The organism is Mesorhizobium sp. CNPSo 4689 (assembly GCF_057784325.1).
Genome location: NZ_JBWLUZ010000016.1, coordinates 20,001 through 38,095 on the forward strand (window position 1 = coordinate 20,001; position 18,095 = coordinate 38,095).

13 protein-coding genes and 1 pseudogene are annotated in these 18,095 nt (G+C 64.2%); 5 read left to right on the plus strand and 9 right to left on the minus strand.

The features are described from left to right. Positions 1 to 567 precede the first annotated feature (567 nt). Positions 568 to 2,532, plus strand: a complete 1,965-nt coding sequence (locus tag AC04SI_RS20075; protein WP_192182539.1) for a M23 family metallopeptidase — start codon at positions 568 to 570, stop codon at positions 2,530 to 2,532. Positions 2,533 to 2,562: 30 nt separating this feature from the next. Here AC04SI_RS20075 and AC04SI_RS20080 read toward each other — a convergent pair whose 3' ends face one another. Further along, positions 2,563 to 4,122 carry an MFS transporter gene (locus tag AC04SI_RS20080; protein WP_488474775.1) on the minus strand — a complete coding sequence of 520 codons (1,560 nt, stop codon included), beginning with the start codon at positions 4,120 to 4,122 and terminating at the stop codon, positions 2,563 to 2,565. A 169-nt stretch (positions 4,123 to 4,291) separates the two neighbouring features. Between AC04SI_RS20080 and AC04SI_RS20085 the strand changes: the two are divergent. Both AC04SI_RS20085 and AC04SI_RS20090 read left to right on the plus strand, forming a co-directional pair. Beyond that, positions 4,292 to 4,545, plus strand: a pseudogene (locus AC04SI_RS20085) (TMEM175 family protein); the annotation flags it as partial. A gap of 51 nt (positions 4,546 to 4,596) precedes the next feature. Next, on the plus strand, positions 4,597 to 4,923 hold the full coding sequence (locus AC04SI_RS20090; protein WP_404283640.1) for a hypothetical protein: 327 nt from the start codon (positions 4,597 to 4,599) through the stop codon (positions 4,921 to 4,923). On the opposite strand, the gene AC04SI_RS20095 is transcribed toward AC04SI_RS20090, so the two are convergent. The 8 genes from AC04SI_RS20095 to AC04SI_RS20130 form a co-directional block, all read right to left on the minus strand. Next, positions 4,897 to 6,399: a L,D-transpeptidase family protein gene (locus tag AC04SI_RS20095; protein WP_404283590.1), complete on the minus strand. Its 1,503-nt coding sequence runs from the start codon at positions 6,397 to 6,399 to the stop codon at positions 4,897 to 4,899. The genes AC04SI_RS20090 and AC04SI_RS20095 overlap by 27 nt on opposite strands. Before the next feature lie 181 nt (positions 6,400 to 6,580). Continuing rightward, positions 6,581 to 6,955, minus strand: a complete 375-nt coding sequence (locus AC04SI_RS20100; protein ID WP_192182535.1) for an MmcQ/YjbR family DNA-binding protein — start codon at positions 6,953 to 6,955, stop codon at positions 6,581 to 6,583. Between the two features lie 71 nt (positions 6,956 to 7,026). Next, the gene (clpB, locus tag AC04SI_RS20105) at positions 7,027 to 9,633 is read right to left on the minus strand and encodes an ATP-dependent chaperone ClpB (RefSeq protein WP_488474776.1); all 2,607 of its coding nucleotides are present in this window, start codon (positions 9,631 to 9,633) and stop codon (positions 7,027 to 7,029) included. 233 nt (positions 9,634 to 9,866) lie between these two features. Continuing rightward, a complete protein-coding gene (locus AC04SI_RS20110) occupies positions 9,867 to 10,871 on the minus strand; it encodes a DUF4167 domain-containing protein (RefSeq protein WP_488474777.1) in 1,005 nt (334 codons plus the stop codon). Positions 10,872 to 11,172: 301 nt separating this feature from the next. Further along, positions 11,173 to 12,051 (minus strand): peptide chain release factor N(5)-glutamine methyltransferase, encoded by an 879-nt coding sequence (gene prmC, locus AC04SI_RS20115; RefSeq protein WP_488474778.1) that lies wholly within the window; start codon positions 12,049 to 12,051, stop codon positions 11,173 to 11,175. Then, on the minus strand, positions 12,044 to 13,123 hold the full coding sequence (prfA, locus tag AC04SI_RS20120; protein WP_404283598.1) for a peptide chain release factor 1: 1,080 nt from the start codon (positions 13,121 to 13,123) through the stop codon (positions 12,044 to 12,046). The genes prmC and prfA overlap by 8 nt, the downstream gene beginning before the upstream one ends. Before the next feature lie 8 nt (positions 13,124 to 13,131). Then, positions 13,132 to 15,402, minus strand: coding sequence for a phosphoenolpyruvate--protein phosphotransferase (gene ptsP / locus AC04SI_RS20125; protein ID WP_404283600.1), 2,271 nt, complete (start codon positions 15,400 to 15,402; stop codon positions 13,132 to 13,134). A gap of 81 nt (positions 15,403 to 15,483) precedes the next feature. Further along, a complete protein-coding gene (locus tag AC04SI_RS20130) occupies positions 15,484 to 16,737 on the minus strand; it encodes an aspartate kinase (protein WP_488474779.1) in 1,254 nt (417 codons plus the stop codon). A 223-nt stretch (positions 16,738 to 16,960) separates the two neighbouring features. On the opposite strand from AC04SI_RS20130, the gene AC04SI_RS20135 reads away from it, so the two are divergent. Together AC04SI_RS20135 and ubiG are read left to right on the plus strand one after the other, a co-directional pair. Continuing rightward, positions 16,961 to 17,260, plus strand: coding sequence for an antibiotic biosynthesis monooxygenase family protein (locus AC04SI_RS20135; RefSeq protein WP_404283601.1), 300 nt, complete (start codon positions 16,961 to 16,963; stop codon positions 17,258 to 17,260). Positions 17,261 to 17,345: 85 nt separating this feature from the next. Next, complete coding sequence (gene ubiG, locus AC04SI_RS20140; RefSeq protein ID WP_488474780.1) at positions 17,346 to 18,095, plus strand: bifunctional 2-polyprenyl-6-hydroxyphenol methylase/3-demethylubiquinol 3-O-methyltransferase UbiG; 750 nt, start codon at positions 17,346 to 17,348, stop codon at positions 18,093 to 18,095.

Consider the following 18,095-nt stretch of genomic DNA (forward strand, 5'->3'; position numbering starts at 1 on the left):
CCACGTTTCTCTTTCTTCAATATTCAGTTTTCAAAGAACAGACATCGCAGACGCGGTGTCGTGGCCCGTTACGCTTTTGGCTTCGGGGCCTGTTGAGTGTCGCTTACGCGGCTCTCTTGATTTTCGCGGAGGGCAGATTTAGAAGCGAACTTCTTCGTCGCCAGCGGCGCGCCGCCCTCGTTGTTGAGGCGTATATAGTCGGGGGGCGTCCAAAGTGTCAACAGCGATTTCGAACTTTTTTGAATTTTTTGCGACGAAAATTTCGGCGCCGTTTTTTGATAGCCGACTGCCCTAACGGCATGCGGGACGACGAAGCCCCGCCACGCAGGAGCCCTATTGCCGCCGCATTGCGGATCGACACCGAAGCCAACGAGTGAGGCGCCTGCGCACCCCGCGCAGTGCCCGCTTATAAGAGACAGTGGGAAGACCACTATAAGAGAGACGCGTGGTTGGGGATTTCCGCCAGGGCTTGGCGTTTCGTTGACTTAAACCGCCGTGACAGGCAAATGTCATGCGCACAACAAAAACGACAAGCCGTTCCGCCCGGGGAAGAAGCAGCCTTTCTGGATGCCTGATACGGAAGATGTCATAGCCGAACTCGGCAATGAGCCGCCGCTGATCGCGGATGGCCGTAGCGGCCCGCCCGACCGGCGCGAGGTTTCGGCGCGTTGGCTGTCTGGCACCTTTCTTACCGGCGTGACCTCGAGCGTGCTGATGGGCGTGGCGCTGTTCGCGGCGCTTGACGGCCGCCAGCAATTGGCGACGCCGCCCGAGATCGCCGAACTGGCCCAGCTCGGAAACGGCGGCGATTCAGGCGAAATCGCCAAGACGACCAGGCTGGTGGCGCTGCGCCAGATCGCCAAGGCCAAGGACCGTCGGCGCATGGAAGTGTCGATGGTGACGAAGGTCGGCGACCGCGACGTCATCCACACCATGCCTTTCGTGCAGATCAAGATGGCGCTTGCCGCCGGCCACACCACCAATCGCTCCTACCCGCCTTTCGACCCGATGCAGGTGTTCGGCAACGACGGCGACGACAATGCCGGCCAGCCGGCGACCGCCGCCACCGCCGGCCAGATCTATGGCGCCAAGGTTGAAAGCGAGATGAGCCTGAAGACGATCGATTTCCCGATCGAGACGGCATCCTTCGACGAAAAGAGCGACCTCTCCGCCGACGAGGTGGAAAAGGTCGTGCGCGAGGCCGGCACGGACCTCAGCGACGGCGCCATTCAGGTGGCCTCGCTGCATTATGTCGACCCGCAGCGGTTCGGCGACGCCTTCGCCGAATCGATGGCCGGGTCCTATGACGTCAAAATCGTGCCGGAGAATGTCTCGGTGTCGCCGCGGGTCGTCGCCGACGATCAGACGCCGGCATTCGCCGAGGAAATCATCCCCTTCACCAAGGATCTCGACATCACAGAGGCCTTCGCTGATTCGGGCTATACCGGCCCGGACGCCACCGGCATGGCCGAGGCGATCGGCAAGCTCTTGAACGCGCCGGCGCTGAAGGCCGGAACCGTGCTGCGCGTCGGGCTCGAGATCCATGGCGATGCGGCCAAGGTGGTTCGCACCAGCGTTTACGATCGGACCCAGCACATCGTCACCATCGCGCTCGACGATCGCGGCCAGTATGTGCCGGCGCAGGAGCCAGAGCCCAATCCCGAATTGCTGACGGCATTCGACGATTCGCCGCCGGTGGTGGTGCGCGGCAACCTGCCGAACGTCTATGACGGCATCTACCGTGCGGCCTATTCCTACGGCATGTCGAAAAAGCTGACCCAGCAGTTGGTCCGGCTGCTGGCTTCCGGCGTCGACTTCCAGTCACGGCTGAGCCCCGCGGACCGTATCGACGTCCTGTTTTCGCAACCGGACGGCGACGACCAGGCTTCCGACGAATCCCAACTGCTTTACGTCTCGGCGACCTTCGGTGGGCAGACGCGCAATTTCTACCGCTTCCAGATGCAGGACGGCAGCAGCGACTATTTCGATCAGGACGGCTCGAGCGCCCAGCAGTTCCTGTTGCGCAATCCGCTGCCGGCCGGAAAATTCCGCTCCGGCTTCGGCGCGCGCCGCCACCCGATCCTCGGCTATGTCCGTATGCATACCGGCGTCGACTGGGCAGCCCCGATCGGTACGCCGATCATCGCCGCCGGCAACGGCGTCATCGAGAAGGCCGGCTGGGCCGGTGGCTACGGCAAGCAGATCATCATCCGCCATGCCAATGGCTACGAGACGTCCTACAATCACCAGAGCGCCTTTGCCAAAGGCATGGAGCCGGGCGTCCATGTCCGCCAGGGCCAGACCATCGGCTTTCTCGGCCAGACCGGCCTCGCCACAGGTCCGCATCTTCATTACGAGCTGATCGTCAATGGCACCAAGGTCGACCCGATGCGCGTCCGCCTGCCGGTCGGCAAGGTGCTGAAGGGCGACGACCTCGTTGCCTTCAAGCGTGAACGCGAGCGCATCGACGACCTGCTCAAGCAGGAAGACAACAATCCGCTGAAGGTCGCCAGCGCCAAGGTCGAAGGGTAGATCTGCGTTCCGAATCAGTTGCGCGCCGGATCAGTCCGGCTGTTCGTCCGTGCCGCGCAAGCATGGTATTGCCCGTCCCGAAACAGTCATCCAGGCAATGACCGCCGCAAGCAGGCAAAGCAGCGCGGTGACCCAGGCGACGGCCGCGAAGGCCGCGTCGCTGGCGGCGAGCCTGGTTGCATCGAGTTCGGGCGCTAGCCCTGCCGATGCCGGTTCGCCGAAACCCGGAATGCCCGGCCTGACGCTGGTGTCCAGCATCGTCGAATAGACCCAGGCAGCCAGCGACCCCATCGCCGCCACCGCGATCAGGCCGCCAATGCGCGAGACAGCGTTGTTTATCCCCGATGCCGCACCGGTGTCCTTGTCCTCGACCGCCGTCATGATCGCGGTCGACAGCGGCGACACGACCAGCGCCATGCCGAGCCCCATCAGCGCCATCAGCGGAAACACGCCGGTCCAGAAATTATGGATGCCGGCATGGGCGAGCAGCGCAAGCCCGGCAAAGGCGAAGGCAACGACCACACTGCCGCCGGCGATCGGAAAGCGCGGGCCGATTCGGTCGGACCACTGGCCGACCGGTCCCGACAACAGCGCGATCGACGCCGACAGCGGCAGGAAGATGAAGCCGACCTCGGCCGTGCTCAGCCCCCAGCCGGCGATCAGCAGCATTGGCAGATAGAACAGATTGGCCGACAGGGCGAAATAGAGGAAGAAGGTCGCGACATTGGCGCCGGCGAAGGCGCCGATGCGAAACAGGTTGAGATCGATCATCGGCTCGCGCTGCCGCAGTTCGAAGGCGATGAAGACGACGAGCAGCACGACGCCGGCGGCGATGCTTGGACCAGACATATGGCCGCCGCCTTCGGCGCTCATCGAGGTCAGCCCGTAGGCCAGCGATCCGAATGCCAGCGTTGCAAGTGCGGCGCCACCGAGATCGAGGCTTCGCTTCTCCGTCGGCGCATCGGCCGGAACCTTGGTCAGGAGAAGATAGATCGAGAGCAGTCCGAGCGGCAGGTTGATGGCGAAGATCGCCCGCCAGATCCAGTCGCCGAAGGTCGAAAGCACCAGCCCGCCCAGCACCGGGCCAAGCGCCGTCGTCAGCGCCGAGGCCGCCGCCCAGATGCCGATCGCCCGGCCGCGCTCCTTCTTCGGATAGGCCTTGGCGATGATGGCGAGACTGCCCGGCACCATGATTGCGGCGCCGATGCCTTGCAGGGCGCGAAACGCAATCAGCACACCGGCATTGGGCGCCACCGCGCAAGCGAGAGACGCGGCAATGAACAGGGCGATGCCCACGACGAAGGCGAGCCGGAGGCCGAATCGGTCGCCCGCAGCACCTCCGGCAAGGATCAGCGCCGAAAGCGTCAGCGCGTAGGCGTTGGAAATCCATTGTGCCTCGGCGAGGCTGGCACCGAGGTCGACGCGTATCGCCGGGGTAGCGATGGCCAGGATCGAGCCGTCGATGAAGCCGAGCGCCGACGCCAGGATCGCGGCGATCAGCACGAACCTGCGCCGCGATTGCGGACAGAACGTTCCGTTTGCAATGGCGCCCGTCAGGGGGATGGCGGCAGCTTCGCTTGGCGACTTCATATGGGCTTGCTTAGACCTCCGGTACGGCCGCAACAACCGGCCAGCGGGCCGTTCTCGTTGAAACCAGCCGTGACCTGCCCGCATGGGCAGGCTCGCTCCGATCGGCGTGCAATGTCCGGATGTCGTGTTAAGTCTTTGCGGGAGAGCCGCAAGCAAAAGGGGAAGCCTGATGAAACGACCGCTCGAACCGTCGGCCGAGGCACGCGGGCGTGTCGTCGGCATCACCGACGGTGTCTTCGCCATCGCGCTCACCTTGATCGTGCTCGAGATCAGGGTGCCGGCGCACGAGGCGGTCCATTCCGAGGCCGAGCTGCTTTCCGCCATCGCGGCGCTGGCGCCGCGTTTTCTGACCTAGCGCTGAGCTTCCTGACACTGACCATCTTCTGGTTCGGCCAGCAGGCGCAGCACGGGCTGATCGCCAGATCCGACCGGCGGCTTGCGACGCTCAACCTCTGCTTTCTCGCCTTCATCGCCTTGCTGCCGTTCTCGACCGACCTTCTGGCCGACTTCCTCGAATTCAGGACAGCGGTACTGGTCTACCGGCTGAACCTGCTGATGCTCGGCACGACGCTGTTCGCCAGCTGGCACTATGCGGTGAAGAACGGTTTTCTTGCCGAAGGCGTCGATGCGGAAACGACCCGCACCGTCTACCAGCGCATCGTCAAGGCGCAGATGCTGTGGGCGATAGGCGCGGCACTTAGTTTGATAAGCCCCTTGCTCAGCGTCGGCTTCATGCTGGTGGTGCAACTGATCTACGCCACCGCGCTGCGCGGCTCACTGCTGCGCGAGGTCATCGGCTGAAGATCCGCCGACGAACTCGACCGTTACGCCCGGCGAGACGAGCCTGGCCAGTTCGCGCGCGTCCCAGTTGGTCAGGCGCACGCAGCCATGGCTTTCGGTCTTGCCGATCTTGGACGGGTCGGGCGTACCGTGGATGCCGTAGGTCGGCTTGTCCAGCGCGATCCACACCGAGCCGACCGGGCCATTCGGGCCCGGCGGGATGGTCAGGATCTTGTCGTTCTGCCCCTGCTTGAAATTGATGCTCGGATTGTAGGTGTAGTTGGGGTCGAGCGCGACCCGCGATACCGTGTGGATGCCGGAGGGTGACGGCGTGTCCGAAGAACCGATCGTGGCCGGATAGGCTGCCACCAGCTTGCCCGCCGCGTCATAGGCGAACACTTCTTTCTTGCCCTTGTCCGCAACGATGCGCGCAACAGGCGTCGACACCAGCCTGCCGAAATTGGCGACCTTGATAATGGTGCCGGGGCGGTTGAAGTTGGCCTCCGGATTGAGCGCCTTGAGATAATTCTCGTCCATGTGGAAGCGCTCCGCCAGCGCTTCGGTCACCGAAGTGTAGCCCATGCGGTCGAGCTGCGCCTTCTGGCTGTAGTCTTCCGGTATCGAGGCGACATAGGGACCGGCCGCGTCCTCGGCCGTGATCGTGTAGTTGGCGAAGGCATCGCCGCCGGATTGCGCGAGCGCTGCCTGGATGCCGACCGCATCGGTCGACTTGAGATTGCTGCCAGTGATCTCGTTGTAGGCGGCTACAGCCTTATCGACATTGGAGCCGAATCGCCCGTCGATGACGCCGGGCGAGGCGCCGGCACGATCGAGCAGGACCTGCAAGGCCGCCACATCCTGACGTGTGCCGAGCGAAAGCGACGGATCGACGACCGTCTTGCCGTCAACCTTCGGCGGCAGCGCTGCCTCGTCGCCCGGTGCCGCCGGCTGGACCGGATCTATCGAAGCCTCGTCGAGCGGCTGGCGCTTGATGCCGTCCGGTTGATCAGGCTGGGGCTCGTCCGGATAAGTGTTGCCGTAGGTCCCCTCGTCCCGGGGCGCGTCCGGAAAGACCTGATCCGAATTGTCGCCATAGGGATCGTTTTCGTCGACCGGCGGCGGGATGACCGTGCCTTCCTCTTCCAGCTGCTTGCGGCGGAAGCGGGCCATGTCCTCGGGATCGTCGAGATAGTAGCGGTCCTCGTCCTCGACCGGCGCGCGCCCGAGCTGCTGCATCCGCAACTGGCGGCGCAGCGCACGGCGGTCGAGCCTGGTCTGCGGCGGCTGGATGGCGATGACCTTGCCGGTGTCGGCATCGACGATGACGCGGTTGCCCCTGGCGTCGTAATAGATATCGAGATTGCCGTCCTGGGCGAGAAGGATCCCGCCGGAATTGGCGGTGCGGGTTCGTGCTCCTTCCTCACCCGGCGCGGCGAACACGCCGGAAGACACCAGTCCGGCGGCGAGTGCCGAAAGGCAGAAGATGGTGCGCAGCATTGTAGCCAAACTCTCCGGTCCGTAATTGCCGCCGCCCGGCACAGTCCCTTTACGGGCGAACCCCTTCGCCAGCAAACCATTCACCAAGCTTAAGGTTCCAATATGAACCGGGCATGAAGATGGCGGTTTTCCGGCGGCTAGACCATGATCACGAAAAGTGGAATCCGGTTTTCGGAAAAGATCATGGTCCAGGGGAAAGAGGCAGCCCAAGTTCCTTGCGTGTCTGTTTCGTCAGCTTGAGGACGACGAGGCGATGGCTCTCGCCGACATAGTCCTTCAGCGCGGCATCATCCATGCTCTGGCTTGTCTGACGCTGGATCCATTTCATTCCGCGCGAGGCGAGGTAAGGCGCCGGCCGAAGGCCCGGCTGCTCCTTCAGCACGTCATAGGCGATTTCAGAGCATTTGAAGGTGACGAAAAGCTGCCCGCCATCGTTCCAGCCGCCGATCGCAAAGACCTTGCCGCCGACCTTCCAGACATGGGCGCCGCCCCACTGGACGACATGAGTCGTCTGCGGAAGCGAGGCGCAGAAGCCGTTGTAGTCGTCCAGCGTCATCCGCGCCTCATTGTTTCAAACAAGAAAGAGCGGCGAAGCAAGCTTCGCCGCTCCGGGTAAGGCAAAACGGCTCAGGCCGCCGCCTCGGTCGCGACGACCGTCGGCTTCGATCGAAAATTCAACCGATCGGAACCGGCGGCCACCTTGACCGTCGAGCCGTCGAGGATCTCGCCGAGCAAGATCTTTTCCGCCAGCGGGTCCTGCAGTTCCTTCTGCATCACCCGCTTCAGCGGCCGCGCGCCATAGGCCGGATCGTAACCCTTGGCCGCCAGCCAGTCGATCGCCTCCTGGTCCAGCGCCAGCGTGATCTTGCGATCGACGAGCAGGTTCTCCAGCCGCTTGAGCTGGATCTCGACGATGCGGCCCATATCCTGCCGACGCAGCCGGTGGAACAGGATCACTTCGTCGACGCGGTTGAGGAATTCCGGCCGGAACGACGCCCTGACGACGCCCATCACCTCGTCGCGCACGGCATCGACATCCTGATCCTCGCCGAGGCTGACCAGATATTCGGCGCCGAGGTTCGACGTCATGATGATCAGCGTGTTGCGGAAATCGACCGTGCGGCCCTGCCCGTCGGTGAGCCGCCCGTCGTCGAGCACCTGCAACAGCACGTTGAACACGTCCGGATGCGCCTTCTCGATCTCATCGAACAACACGACCTGATAGGGCCGGCGCCGCACCGCTTCTGTCAGCGCTCCGCCTTCCTCATAGCCGACATAGCCGGGAGGTGCGCCGATCAGCCGGGCGACCGAATGCTTTTCCATGAACTCCGACATGTCGATGCGCACCATGGCGCTCTCGTCGTCGAACAGGAAGTTCGCCAGCGCCTTGGTCAGCTCGGTCTTGCCGACGCCGGTCGGGCCGAGGAACATAAACGAGCCGATCGGCCGGTTCGGGTCCTGCAGGCCCGCGCGAGCCCGGCGCACGGCTTTCGACACGGCCTGCACCGCCTCGCCCTGGCCGACGACACGCTTGCCGATCTCGTCTTCCATGCGCAGCAGCTTGTCGCGCTCGCCTTCCAGCATCTTGTCGACCGGAATGCCGGTCCAGCGCGACACGATATGGGCGACGTGATCAGGGGTGACCACCTCTTCGACCATGCCGACCTTGCCGTCCTGCGCCTCAGCCTCCTTCAGCTTCTTTTCCAGCTCGGGGATGCGGCCATAGGCAAGCTCGCCGGCGCGCTGGAACTCGCCCTTGCGCTGGGCGATGGCCAGTTCGTTGCGCGCCTCGTCGAGCTGCTTCTTGAGATCGGCGGCCAGCCCGAGCTTCTGCTTCTCCGCCTGCCACTTCGAGGTCAGCCCGGTCGACTCCTCTTCCAGGTCTGCAAGCTCCTTCTCGAGGCGAGCGAGCCGGTCCTTCGACGCGTCGTCCTTCTCGACCTTCAACGCCTCGCGCTCGATCTTGAGCTGCATGATGCGGCGGTCGACCTCGTCCAGCGCCTCGGGCTTGGAATCGACCTGCATCCTCAATCGCGACGCGGCCTCGTCGACAAGATCGATCGCCTTGTCCGGCAGGAAGCGGTCGGCGATGTAGCGGTTCGACAGCGTCGCCGCGGCGACCAGCGCTGAATCGGAGATGCGCACCTTGTGGTGCTGCTCGTATTTCTCCTTCAGGCCGCGCAGGATCGAGACGGTGTCCTGGACCGTCGGCTCGTTGACGAACACCGGCTGGAAGCGGCGAGCAAGCGCCGCGTCCTTCTCGACATGCTTGCGGTACTCGTCGAGCGTGGTCGCGCCCACGCAGTGCAGTTCGCCACGCGCCAGCGCCGGCTTCAGCAGGTTCGACGCATCCATCGCCCCGTCGGCCTTGCCGGCACCGACCAGCGTGTGCATCTCGTCGATGAACAGGATGATGCCGCCGGCGGCAGCGGTCACCTCGTTGAGCACAGCCTTCAGCCGCTCCTCGAACTCGCCGCGATACTTGGCGCCGGCAATCAGCGCGCCCATGTCGAGCGCCATCAATTGCTTGTCCTTCAGCGATTCCGGCACGTCGCCATTGACGATGCGCAGCGCCAGCCCTTCGGCGATCGCCGTCTTGCCGACGCCGGGCTCGCCGATCAGCACCGGATTGTTCTTGGTTCGGCGCGACAGCACCTGGATGGTGCGCCTGATCTCGTCGTCACGGCCGATGACCGGATCGAGCTTGCCGGCGCGGGCGTCGGCCGTCAGGTCGCGCGCGTACTTCTTCAGCGCATCGTAGCCCTGCTCGGCGCTCGCCGAATCGGCTGTGCGGCCTTTGCGGACCTCGTTGATGACCTGGTTCAGCGCCTGCGCGGTGACGCCCGCCTTGCTCAGAATCTCGGCGCTCTTGGCCGACTTCTCCATGGCCAGCGCCTGCAGCAGCCGTTCGACCGTGACGAAGCTGTCGCCGGCCTTCTTGGCCAGATCTTCGGCGGTCGAGAACACCTTGGCCAAAGGCTGCGCCAGATAGAGCTGGCCATTGCCGCCTTCCACCTTGGGCATTGCATCGAGCGCCGATTCGACGCCGAGCTTGACATCGCGGACATTGCCGCCGGCGCGCTCGATCAGCGACGCGGCCAAGCCCTCGTCGTCATCGACGAGCACTTTCAGCATATGTTCGGGGGTGAATTGCTGGTGATTGCGCGAGAGCGCCATGGTCTGCGCGGACTGGATGAAACCGCGCACGCGCTCTGAGTATTTCTCAAGGTTCATATCTGTCTCCTTCCATCACCGGCCCGCTTTGCGGCACCGGATCAGATTGCGGTGACGGAGCCGCTCCTTCGAGCCGGATCCTGTTCAGGCGAGATATGGTGCAGGGGCAATGGGCACTCAAGACGTCCAGATGACTGGGAACGCATATTATTCCACTGGTGCGTAAACGAGAACGGCGGAGATTTCTCTCCGCCGTTCAATGGGCCTGAAAGCCCTGTTCGAGCTGGATTCGATCAGTTGTCGACGTCGACGATGACCGGGTCGTTGGCGTTACCTTCGGCCGGTGCCGCACTCACCTCATTGCCACCGGCATTGTCGCTGCCGCCATCGGCCTGATTGTCTGGCTGGTCGGCGGTTGTGCGCGGACGGCGCGGGCGCCGCGGACGGCGTGCGCCACTGTCGGCGGCGGCTTCGTTGCGCTCCGCCTGAGCGGCAAGACCGGCCGGCGAAAAATTGTCGAACAACGGCGCGGTCTCGGTCGAAAAAGCCGGCTCTGCCGACGCGGTGAAAGTAGGTTCAGCCTGGGGCACGAAACCAGTTTCGGCCTGGGGCGCGAAGCTCGTTTCGGCCTGGGACACGCCTTCCGCCTGCACCGGCGTCTCGCTGGGCCGGTTCTGGTCGAAGCGCTGGCCGCCCTGCTCGCCGCGCGAATTATGGTCGCCGCGCTGGCCATTCTGGCCATAGCCGCCATTGGGGCGGCGGTCGCGGTGGCGCCCGCCATTGTCGCGACCGTTGTTGTCGCGGTTGTTGCGATTGTCGCGGCCGCTTTCCTGGTTGAAAGCCACTTCGGCCGGCGTGCCCTCGATCACTGGCTGTGGGCCGGCGCCGTGGCTTACAGCCTGATTGTCGCTGACATTGTTGCCGCTGTTGCCGGCATTGTCGAACTCGTCGCGATCTTCGTCGCCGTCATTTTCGAAGTCGTCGCGGTTCTGCTGGACGTTCTGGATCGGAATCTGCGCCTGGGCGGCGGCAATGATGCGATTGTAGTGTTCGGCGTGCTGGAGATAGTTCTCCGCCATCACCCGGTCGCCGGAGCTTTGCGCGTCGCGGGCGAGTGTGGCGTATTTCTCGGCGATCTGCTGAGCCGATCCGCGGATCTTCACATCCGGGCCGTTGCTCTCGTAGTTGCGCGTCAGGGGATTGGGACCCTTGCGGTTGTTGTTGTTATTATTGTTGCCACCGCCGCCGCCATTGTTGTTGCGACCGCGCATGCGCCTGTTCTGCTGTTGTGGCCTCATTCGACTCTCTTCAGTGTGAAATTTTCGAAAACTCTTCACGAACGGAGGCGCTCATGCAGCCAGCCGTTTCGTTTCTTCACCGGCGTTCGCCCGCATCAATTGCGTTGGCGCCACGTGCCATCCTGTTCCGGTTACATCACTTGCCGGACGATTCCCGCACGAAGCTTGGGCGTCGTTTGCGCAAGAAGGCAGCTATTTCCAAGGAAAACCGAATCGCTAAGAGCACTGCCTGCTTCGTCTCATCCGGTTAAGGCGACCCTAGCCGCATTCCCCGGCATTGCCAAGCCCTTTTTGCACTGCATCAGGGCTTTGGCCGTTCAAACACCAGAACCCTGTCGTTTCCACCAAGGTCACGAAACGCTCCGGCCAGACTGTAGCCGGCTGTCGCGAACATCGCCGTAACCTCATTGCGTTGCGTGTGGCCGATCTCGACCGCAACCCTGCCTTGAACTTCCAGAAACCTTGCCGCCTCCGCGGCGATGATCCTGTAGGAGCCAAGACCGTCCGCGCCACCATCCAAGGCCAGATGCGGATCGAAATCGCGGACCTCGTCCTGCAGATTTCCAATGTCTTGGCTTGGTATATAGGGCGGGTTTGCGGCAATTACATGGTACCGGCCCGAAACTTTTGCGAACCAGTCGGACTGCAGCGTCTCGAACCGCCCGGCAAATCCCAACTTCTGGGCATTGCGCCTGGCGGTTGCCAGGGCCTCTTCCGAGAGGTCGACGCCGGTGGCGACCGCACCGGGAACGGCGCTGAGCAATGCCAGCGCGATGGCGCCGGTACCGGTGCCGAGATCGAGAATGCGGCATTCGCTCTGCCGAACCACCGTCGCCCCGACAAAGGGCAGAACCGCCTCGACCAGCGTTTCTGTGTCCGGCCGCGGCTCCAGCGTGTCCGGCGAAAGCTCGAAGCGCAGGCCGTAGAACTCGCGGTAACCGAGGATGCGATGCACCGGTTCGCCCGCGGCACGCCGGTTCAGCGCCGTATCGATGGCGGCCATTGCATTCGCCTCGACGACTAGCTGGGGTTCGGCGATGGCCTGGGTGCGGGTCGTGCCCGAAAAATGCTCGACGATCAGCCTGGCGTCCAGCGCCGGGTCGGCCACGCCGGCGGCGGCAAGGCGGTCGCGCGCCGCCCGCAGCAGCGGCCCGAGCGTCTCGGGCAAACTGTCAGCCATCGACGCCCATATCGGCGAGCAGCTTCGACTGGTGATCCGCGATCAGCGCGTCGATGACCTCGTCAAGCTCGCCCATCATCACCCGGTCGAGCTTGTAGAGCGTCAGGTTGATGCGATGGTCGGTAAGACGCCCTTGCGGGAAATTGTAAGTGCGGATGCGTTCCGACCTGTCACCAGAGCCGACTTGCGACTTGCGCGATTCGGAGCGTTCCTCGTCCGCCTTGCCGCGTTCGAGATCGTAAAGCCTGGCCCGCAGGATCTGCATGGCGCGCGCCCGGTTTTGGTGCTGCGACTTTTCCGCCTGCACCACCATGATGCCGGTCGGCAGATGGGTGATGCGCACTGCCGAATCGGTGGTGTTGACGTGCTGGCCGCCGGAGCCCGAGGCGCGCATCGTGTCGATGCGGATGTCTTCGGCGCGGATCTCGATATCGACCTCTTCGGCTTCCGGCAGCACGGCAACGGTTGCCGCCGAAGTGTGGATGCGCCCGCCGGCCTCGGTCGCCGGCACGCGCTGCACGCGGTGCACGCCGGACTCGAATTTCAGATGCGCGAACACGCCCTTGCCCGACACGGTGGCGATGATTTCCTTGTAGCCGCCGACCTCGCCGTCGCTGGCCGAGGCCACTTCGAAACGCCAGCCGCGCGATGCCGCGTAGCGCTCGTACATGCGAAACAGGTCGCCGGCGAACAGCGCTGCCTCGTCGCCGCCGGTGCCGGCGCGGATTTCGAGGATGGCGTTCTTCTCGTCGGCGGCGTCCTTGGGCAAAAGCAGGATCTGGATGTCCTTCTGCAGCGCCTCGATGCGCTCCTTGACCTCGGGCAGGTCGGCCTCTGCCAATGCCCGCATCTCGGCGTCGGTGCCCTTGTCGGCGAGCATCGCCTCCAGGTCGGCCTGTTCGTGCTCGGCCGCGCGCAGCGCCCTGATCCTGGCCACCATCTCCTGGATGTCGGCATATTCGGACGCCATGCGGACATAGGCATCCGCCGCCGGCCCGGCCGACATCTGCGCTTCGAGCATGTCGAAACGCTTGACGACTTGATCCATACGGTCGCGGGGCAGGTTGATCATGGCGGATGCTATAGCGGGATAGAGCGGTCGTCGGCAAAGGCCTGCAGCAGCGCCCGCATCGGCAGGCCGTGAGCGGGCGCCATGAGGTTGTCGTCGAAGAAGGCCTGCAGCTCGTCCAGCGGCAGTTCCGTCAGCATCGCCTTGACCGGACCGATCGAGGCCGGTGACATCGAGATCGATCGGTAGCCGAGGCCGATCAGCGCCATCGCGGATATGGGTTTGCCGGCCAGTTCGCCGCAGAGCGTCACCGGCGTGTGGTTGCGCGCACCGGCGTCGGCGATCTGCTTCAGCACCCGCAGGAACGGCGTCGACAGCGTGTCGAACCGGTCGGACAATTGCGTGTTGCCGCGGTCGACCGCCATGACGAACTGGAACAGATCGTTGGAGCCGACCGAGACGAAGTCGACCGCCTTCATCAGCTCGTCGAGCTGGAACAGCAGCGACGGCACTTCCAGCATGGCGCCGAGCTTGAGGCTGGTCGGCAGATGATGGGCGAAGCGTGACAGATGCCGCACCTCGCGGTCGATGATCTCGCGCGCCTGCGCGATCTCGCCGAGTTCCGTCACCATCGGCAGCATCAGCTTCAGTTCGCGTCCGCCGGACGCCTTCAGCAGGGCGCGGATCTGCGTCCTGAGCAGGCCGGGACGGTCGAGCGTCAGCCGGATCGCCCGCCAGCCGAGCGCCGGGTTCTCTTCCTGGATCGCGCCCTTGAAGTAGGGCAAAACCTTGTCACCGCCGATATCGATGGTGCGGAAGGTCACCGGCTTGCCGCGCGCCGCGTCGAGCACGTCGCGATAGAGCCGCTCCTGCGCCTCGGCGCGCGGGAAGGTCGAGGCGACCATGAACTGCAGTTCGGTGCGGAACAGCCCAATGCCGGCCGCACCCGCCTCGGCGAGCTGCGGCAAGTCGACCGCCAAGCCGGCATTCATCAGCAAATCAACCTGGACGCCGTCCTTGGTCATCGACGGCTTCTTGCGCAGTTCCCGGTAGACTTCCTGCCGGCGCGCCCGGAAGCGGACCTTCTCGGCATAGGCGGCTTCGAGGTCTGGCTGTGGCCGCAGGTGGATAATGCCTTCCTCGCCGTCGACGATGATGGCGTCGCCGTTTTCCGCCATGGAAACGGCGCCCTTCATCTGGCCGGCGACCGGGATGCCCATGGCGCGCGCCACGATGACGACATGGCTGGTCGCGGCACCATCTTCCAGCACCACGCCGCGCAGCTTGTCGCGGGGATAATCGAGCAGTTCGGCAGCCCCCATCGAGCGGGCGACGATGATGGCGTCCTTCGGCAGCGAAGCCGCGACATCCTCCGGTCCGCGCCCCATCAGCTGTCGCAGCAGCCGGTTGGCGAGGTCGTCGAAATCGCTCATCCGCTCGCGCAGATAAGGGTCGGTCATGTGCAGCATGCGGGCGCGCATGTCGCTCTGCACCTTTTCGACAGCCGCTTCCGCCGTCAGGCCATTGCGGATCGCCTCTTCCAGTCGGCGCACCCAGCCGCTGTCGTTGGCGAACATGCGATAGGCTTCGAGCACCTCGCGATGCTCGCCCTCGAAGGCGACCTCACGGCGCTCCAGCATGTCGTCGATGGAGAGCCTGAGCGAGCCGAGCGAGGCCTGCAGCCGGCGCACTTCCTCCTCGCTATCCTCGTTGAACAGATTGGTGACGACGATGCGCGGCTCGTGCAGCACGACGTGGCCGAGCCCGACGCCTTCGTTGAAGGACAGGCCGGTGAAGCTGACCGGGCGGCGCAGGTCGAGTTCGAGTCCCGGCCGGGTGAGTCGGGCGAGGTCGCCCGTGGCGATCATCTCGGCGATCACCATCGCCGTGGTTTCCAGCGCCTCGACCTCGTCGTCGCGGTAGTGGCGCATGGTCTTGTTCTGTACCACGAGAACGCCGAGCGTGCGCCCGGCCCGCAGCACCGGCACGCCGAGGAAGGAATTGTAGATCTCCTCCCCGGTCTCCGGCAGGTAGGCGAAGGCCGGATGTTCCTGCGCGTTCGAAAGGTTGAGCGGCCGCGCGCTGGCCGCGATGGTGCCGACCAGGCCTTGCCCGAGCCTCAGCTGCGCCAAATGGACGGCGTTCGGGTTCAGACCCTCGGTGGCGTAGAGCTCGAGCACCGAATCGGCGCGCAGCACATAGAGCGAGCAGACTTCGGCGACCATGTTGGAGGCGATGTCGCGTACGATCCGGTCGAGCCGCTCCTGCGGCTCCAGCGGCTCTTGCATGAGCTCGCGGAGCCGTTTCAGCAGAACGCGCGGGCCACTGGCCGTATCACGCATCGCGGCTTCTTCTCCAATAGAGTCCTTGCCGGCGCAGTTTCAGCTGTGCCCGGCACTCACGCAACAACTGATTCAGTCTTGCTATTGCTTATCCAGACCGTAGACGGAATGCAAAGTGCGAACCGCAAGTTCGGTATACGGACCGTCGATCAGTATCGAAATCTTGATCTCAGAGGTGGTGATGGCCCGAATATTGATCGCCTTGTCGGCCAGCGCCTTGAAGGCGGTGGCGGCGACGCCGGCATGGCTGCGCATGCCGATGCCGATGACCGAGACTTTCGACATGCCGGCTTCCGACTGCACGACGTCGTAGCCGATCGTCGCCTTTAGGCCCTCCAGCACGGCAAGCGCCTTGTCGACGTCGCCGGACGGCACGGTGAAGGTCATATCGGTGAACTTGCCGTCCTCGGAAATGTTCTGGACGATCATGTCGACATTGATGTTGGCCTCGGCCAGCGGCCCGAAAATACCGGCGGCAACGCCGGGGCGGTCGCCGACGCGGCGCAGCGAAATCTGCGCCTCGTCCTTGGCGTAGGCAATTCCGGTGACGACCTGCTGTTCCACGATCTCTTCCTCGTCGCAAATAAGCGTTCCGGGCGGATTGAGCAAATCCCCCATTCCGGGCGCGTCGGGATCGTCGAAGGACGACCGCACGAAGGTACGCACCCTGTGCACCATGGCAAGCTCGACCGAGCGCACCTGCAGCACCTTGGCGCCGAGCGAGGCCATTTCGAGCATTTCCTCAAAGGAAATCTTGGCCAGCCGGCGCGCCTTCGGCTCGATGCGCGGATCGGTGGTGTAGACGCCGTCGACATCGGTGTAGATGTCGCAGCGGTCGGCCTTCACCGCCGCCGCAATGGCGACGGCGCTTGTGTCGGAGCCGCCACGGCCGAGCGTGGCGATGCGGTTGTCGGGCCCGATGCCCTGGAAACCGGCGACCACCGCCACCTGGCCCTCGCCGAAGCGCTTGACCAGGAACGCGCCGTCGATGTCCAAAATACGCGCCGCGCCATGCGCATTGTCGGTCTTGATCGGGATCTGCCAGCCCTGCCAGGAGCGGGCATGCACGCCCATGTTCTGCAGCGTGATCGCCAACAGGCCGGCGGTCACCTGTTCGCCGGAAGCGACGACAGCGTCATATTCGCGCGCGTCATGCATCGGCGAGGCTTCGCGCGTCCAGCCGACAAGTTCATTGGTCTTGCCGGCCATCGCCGAAACCACGACCGCGACCTCATGGCCGGCGTCGACCTCGCGTTTGACGTGACGCGCCACATTGCGGATGCGGGCGATGTCGGCGACGGAGGTTCCGCCGAATTTCATCACGATGCGCGCCATGGAAGCGAAATGCCTTTGACTGAAGCCGGCCTGTAGCCGAATGCGGAAAGAAGCGCCCGGCTTATGCCGGCCGCTGAATGCGCGGCCTCCTTAGCCAAAACAGCAAAGCTTCGCAAGCGACGGGGAAAAGAACGGCTTGGCCGCAATAGCAGTCCTCCTGACAGCTTTTCATCGGCCTGCCATGCGATAAGACAAACAGGAACCTCGAGCCGTGGAGAATTTGATGACCGAGACCCTGGAAATCGTCAACTTCCGCCTCAAGCCAGGGACCAGGGCCGGCTTTGTCGCCGGCAACGGCGCGGTCACGGATTGGCTTGCGCAACAGCCGGGCTTTCTCAGCCGCCACCTGGCCGAGCGCGAGGATCAGAGCTGGGTCGATGTCGTGCGCTGGCAGAACCTGGCACAGGCTCATGCGGCAGCCCAACGGATCATGGCTGAGATCGGCGATTGCGAAGCCATGCAAGCGATCGACCCCGCGAGCGTCGACATGGGCCATGCGGCGGTCGTGCTCTCGACCTCGTGAGGTCATGTTGGCAACAGGCGAAAAATGTCGGCTTGACTTTCTCTGCCCGGCACCCGACTTCCTAGCGTCCGAGGAGACCCGCCCTATGCCAGAGCCCCAACGATCGACGATCGATGCCGGAGAAGTGGAACGCTTCTCTGCACTTGCCGCCGAATGGTGGAACCCGAACGGCAAGTTCCGTCCGCTGCACAAATTCAACCCGGTGCGGCTTTCCTACATCCGCGACCAGGTGGCGGCGCGCTTCGGCCGCGACCCGCGTGCGGCGAGGCCCTTCGAAGGCCTGCGCTTCCTCGACATAGGCTGCGGCGGCGGACTTCTGTGCGAGCCGATGGCGCGGCTCGGCGCCGAAGTGGTCGGCGCCGATGCTTCCGCCACCAACATCGAAGTCGCCAAACTGCATGCGGCCGAGGTCGGCGTCAGCGTCGACTACCGTGCCACGACCGCCGAGGACCTGGCCGACGCCGGCGAGACATTCGACGTCATCCTCAACATGGAAGTGGTGGAGCATGTCGCCGACATCGACCTGTTCGTGGCCAAATGCGGCCAGATGGTCAAGCCGGGCGGCATCATGTTCGTGGCCACCATCAACCGAACGCTGAAGGCGCTCGGCCTTGCCATCATCGGCGCCGAATATGTGCTGCGCTGGCTGCCGCGCGGCACCCACCAGTTCGGCAAGCTGGTTCGCCCGGAAGAGCTGGAAAAGGCACTTGGTGCCGCCGGCATGAACGTCATCGACCGCACCGGCGTCGTTTACCATCCACTCGCCGATCGCTGGCAGCGATCGAAGGACATGGACGTCAACTACATGGTGCTGGCGGAAAAGGGCTCGGTCTGA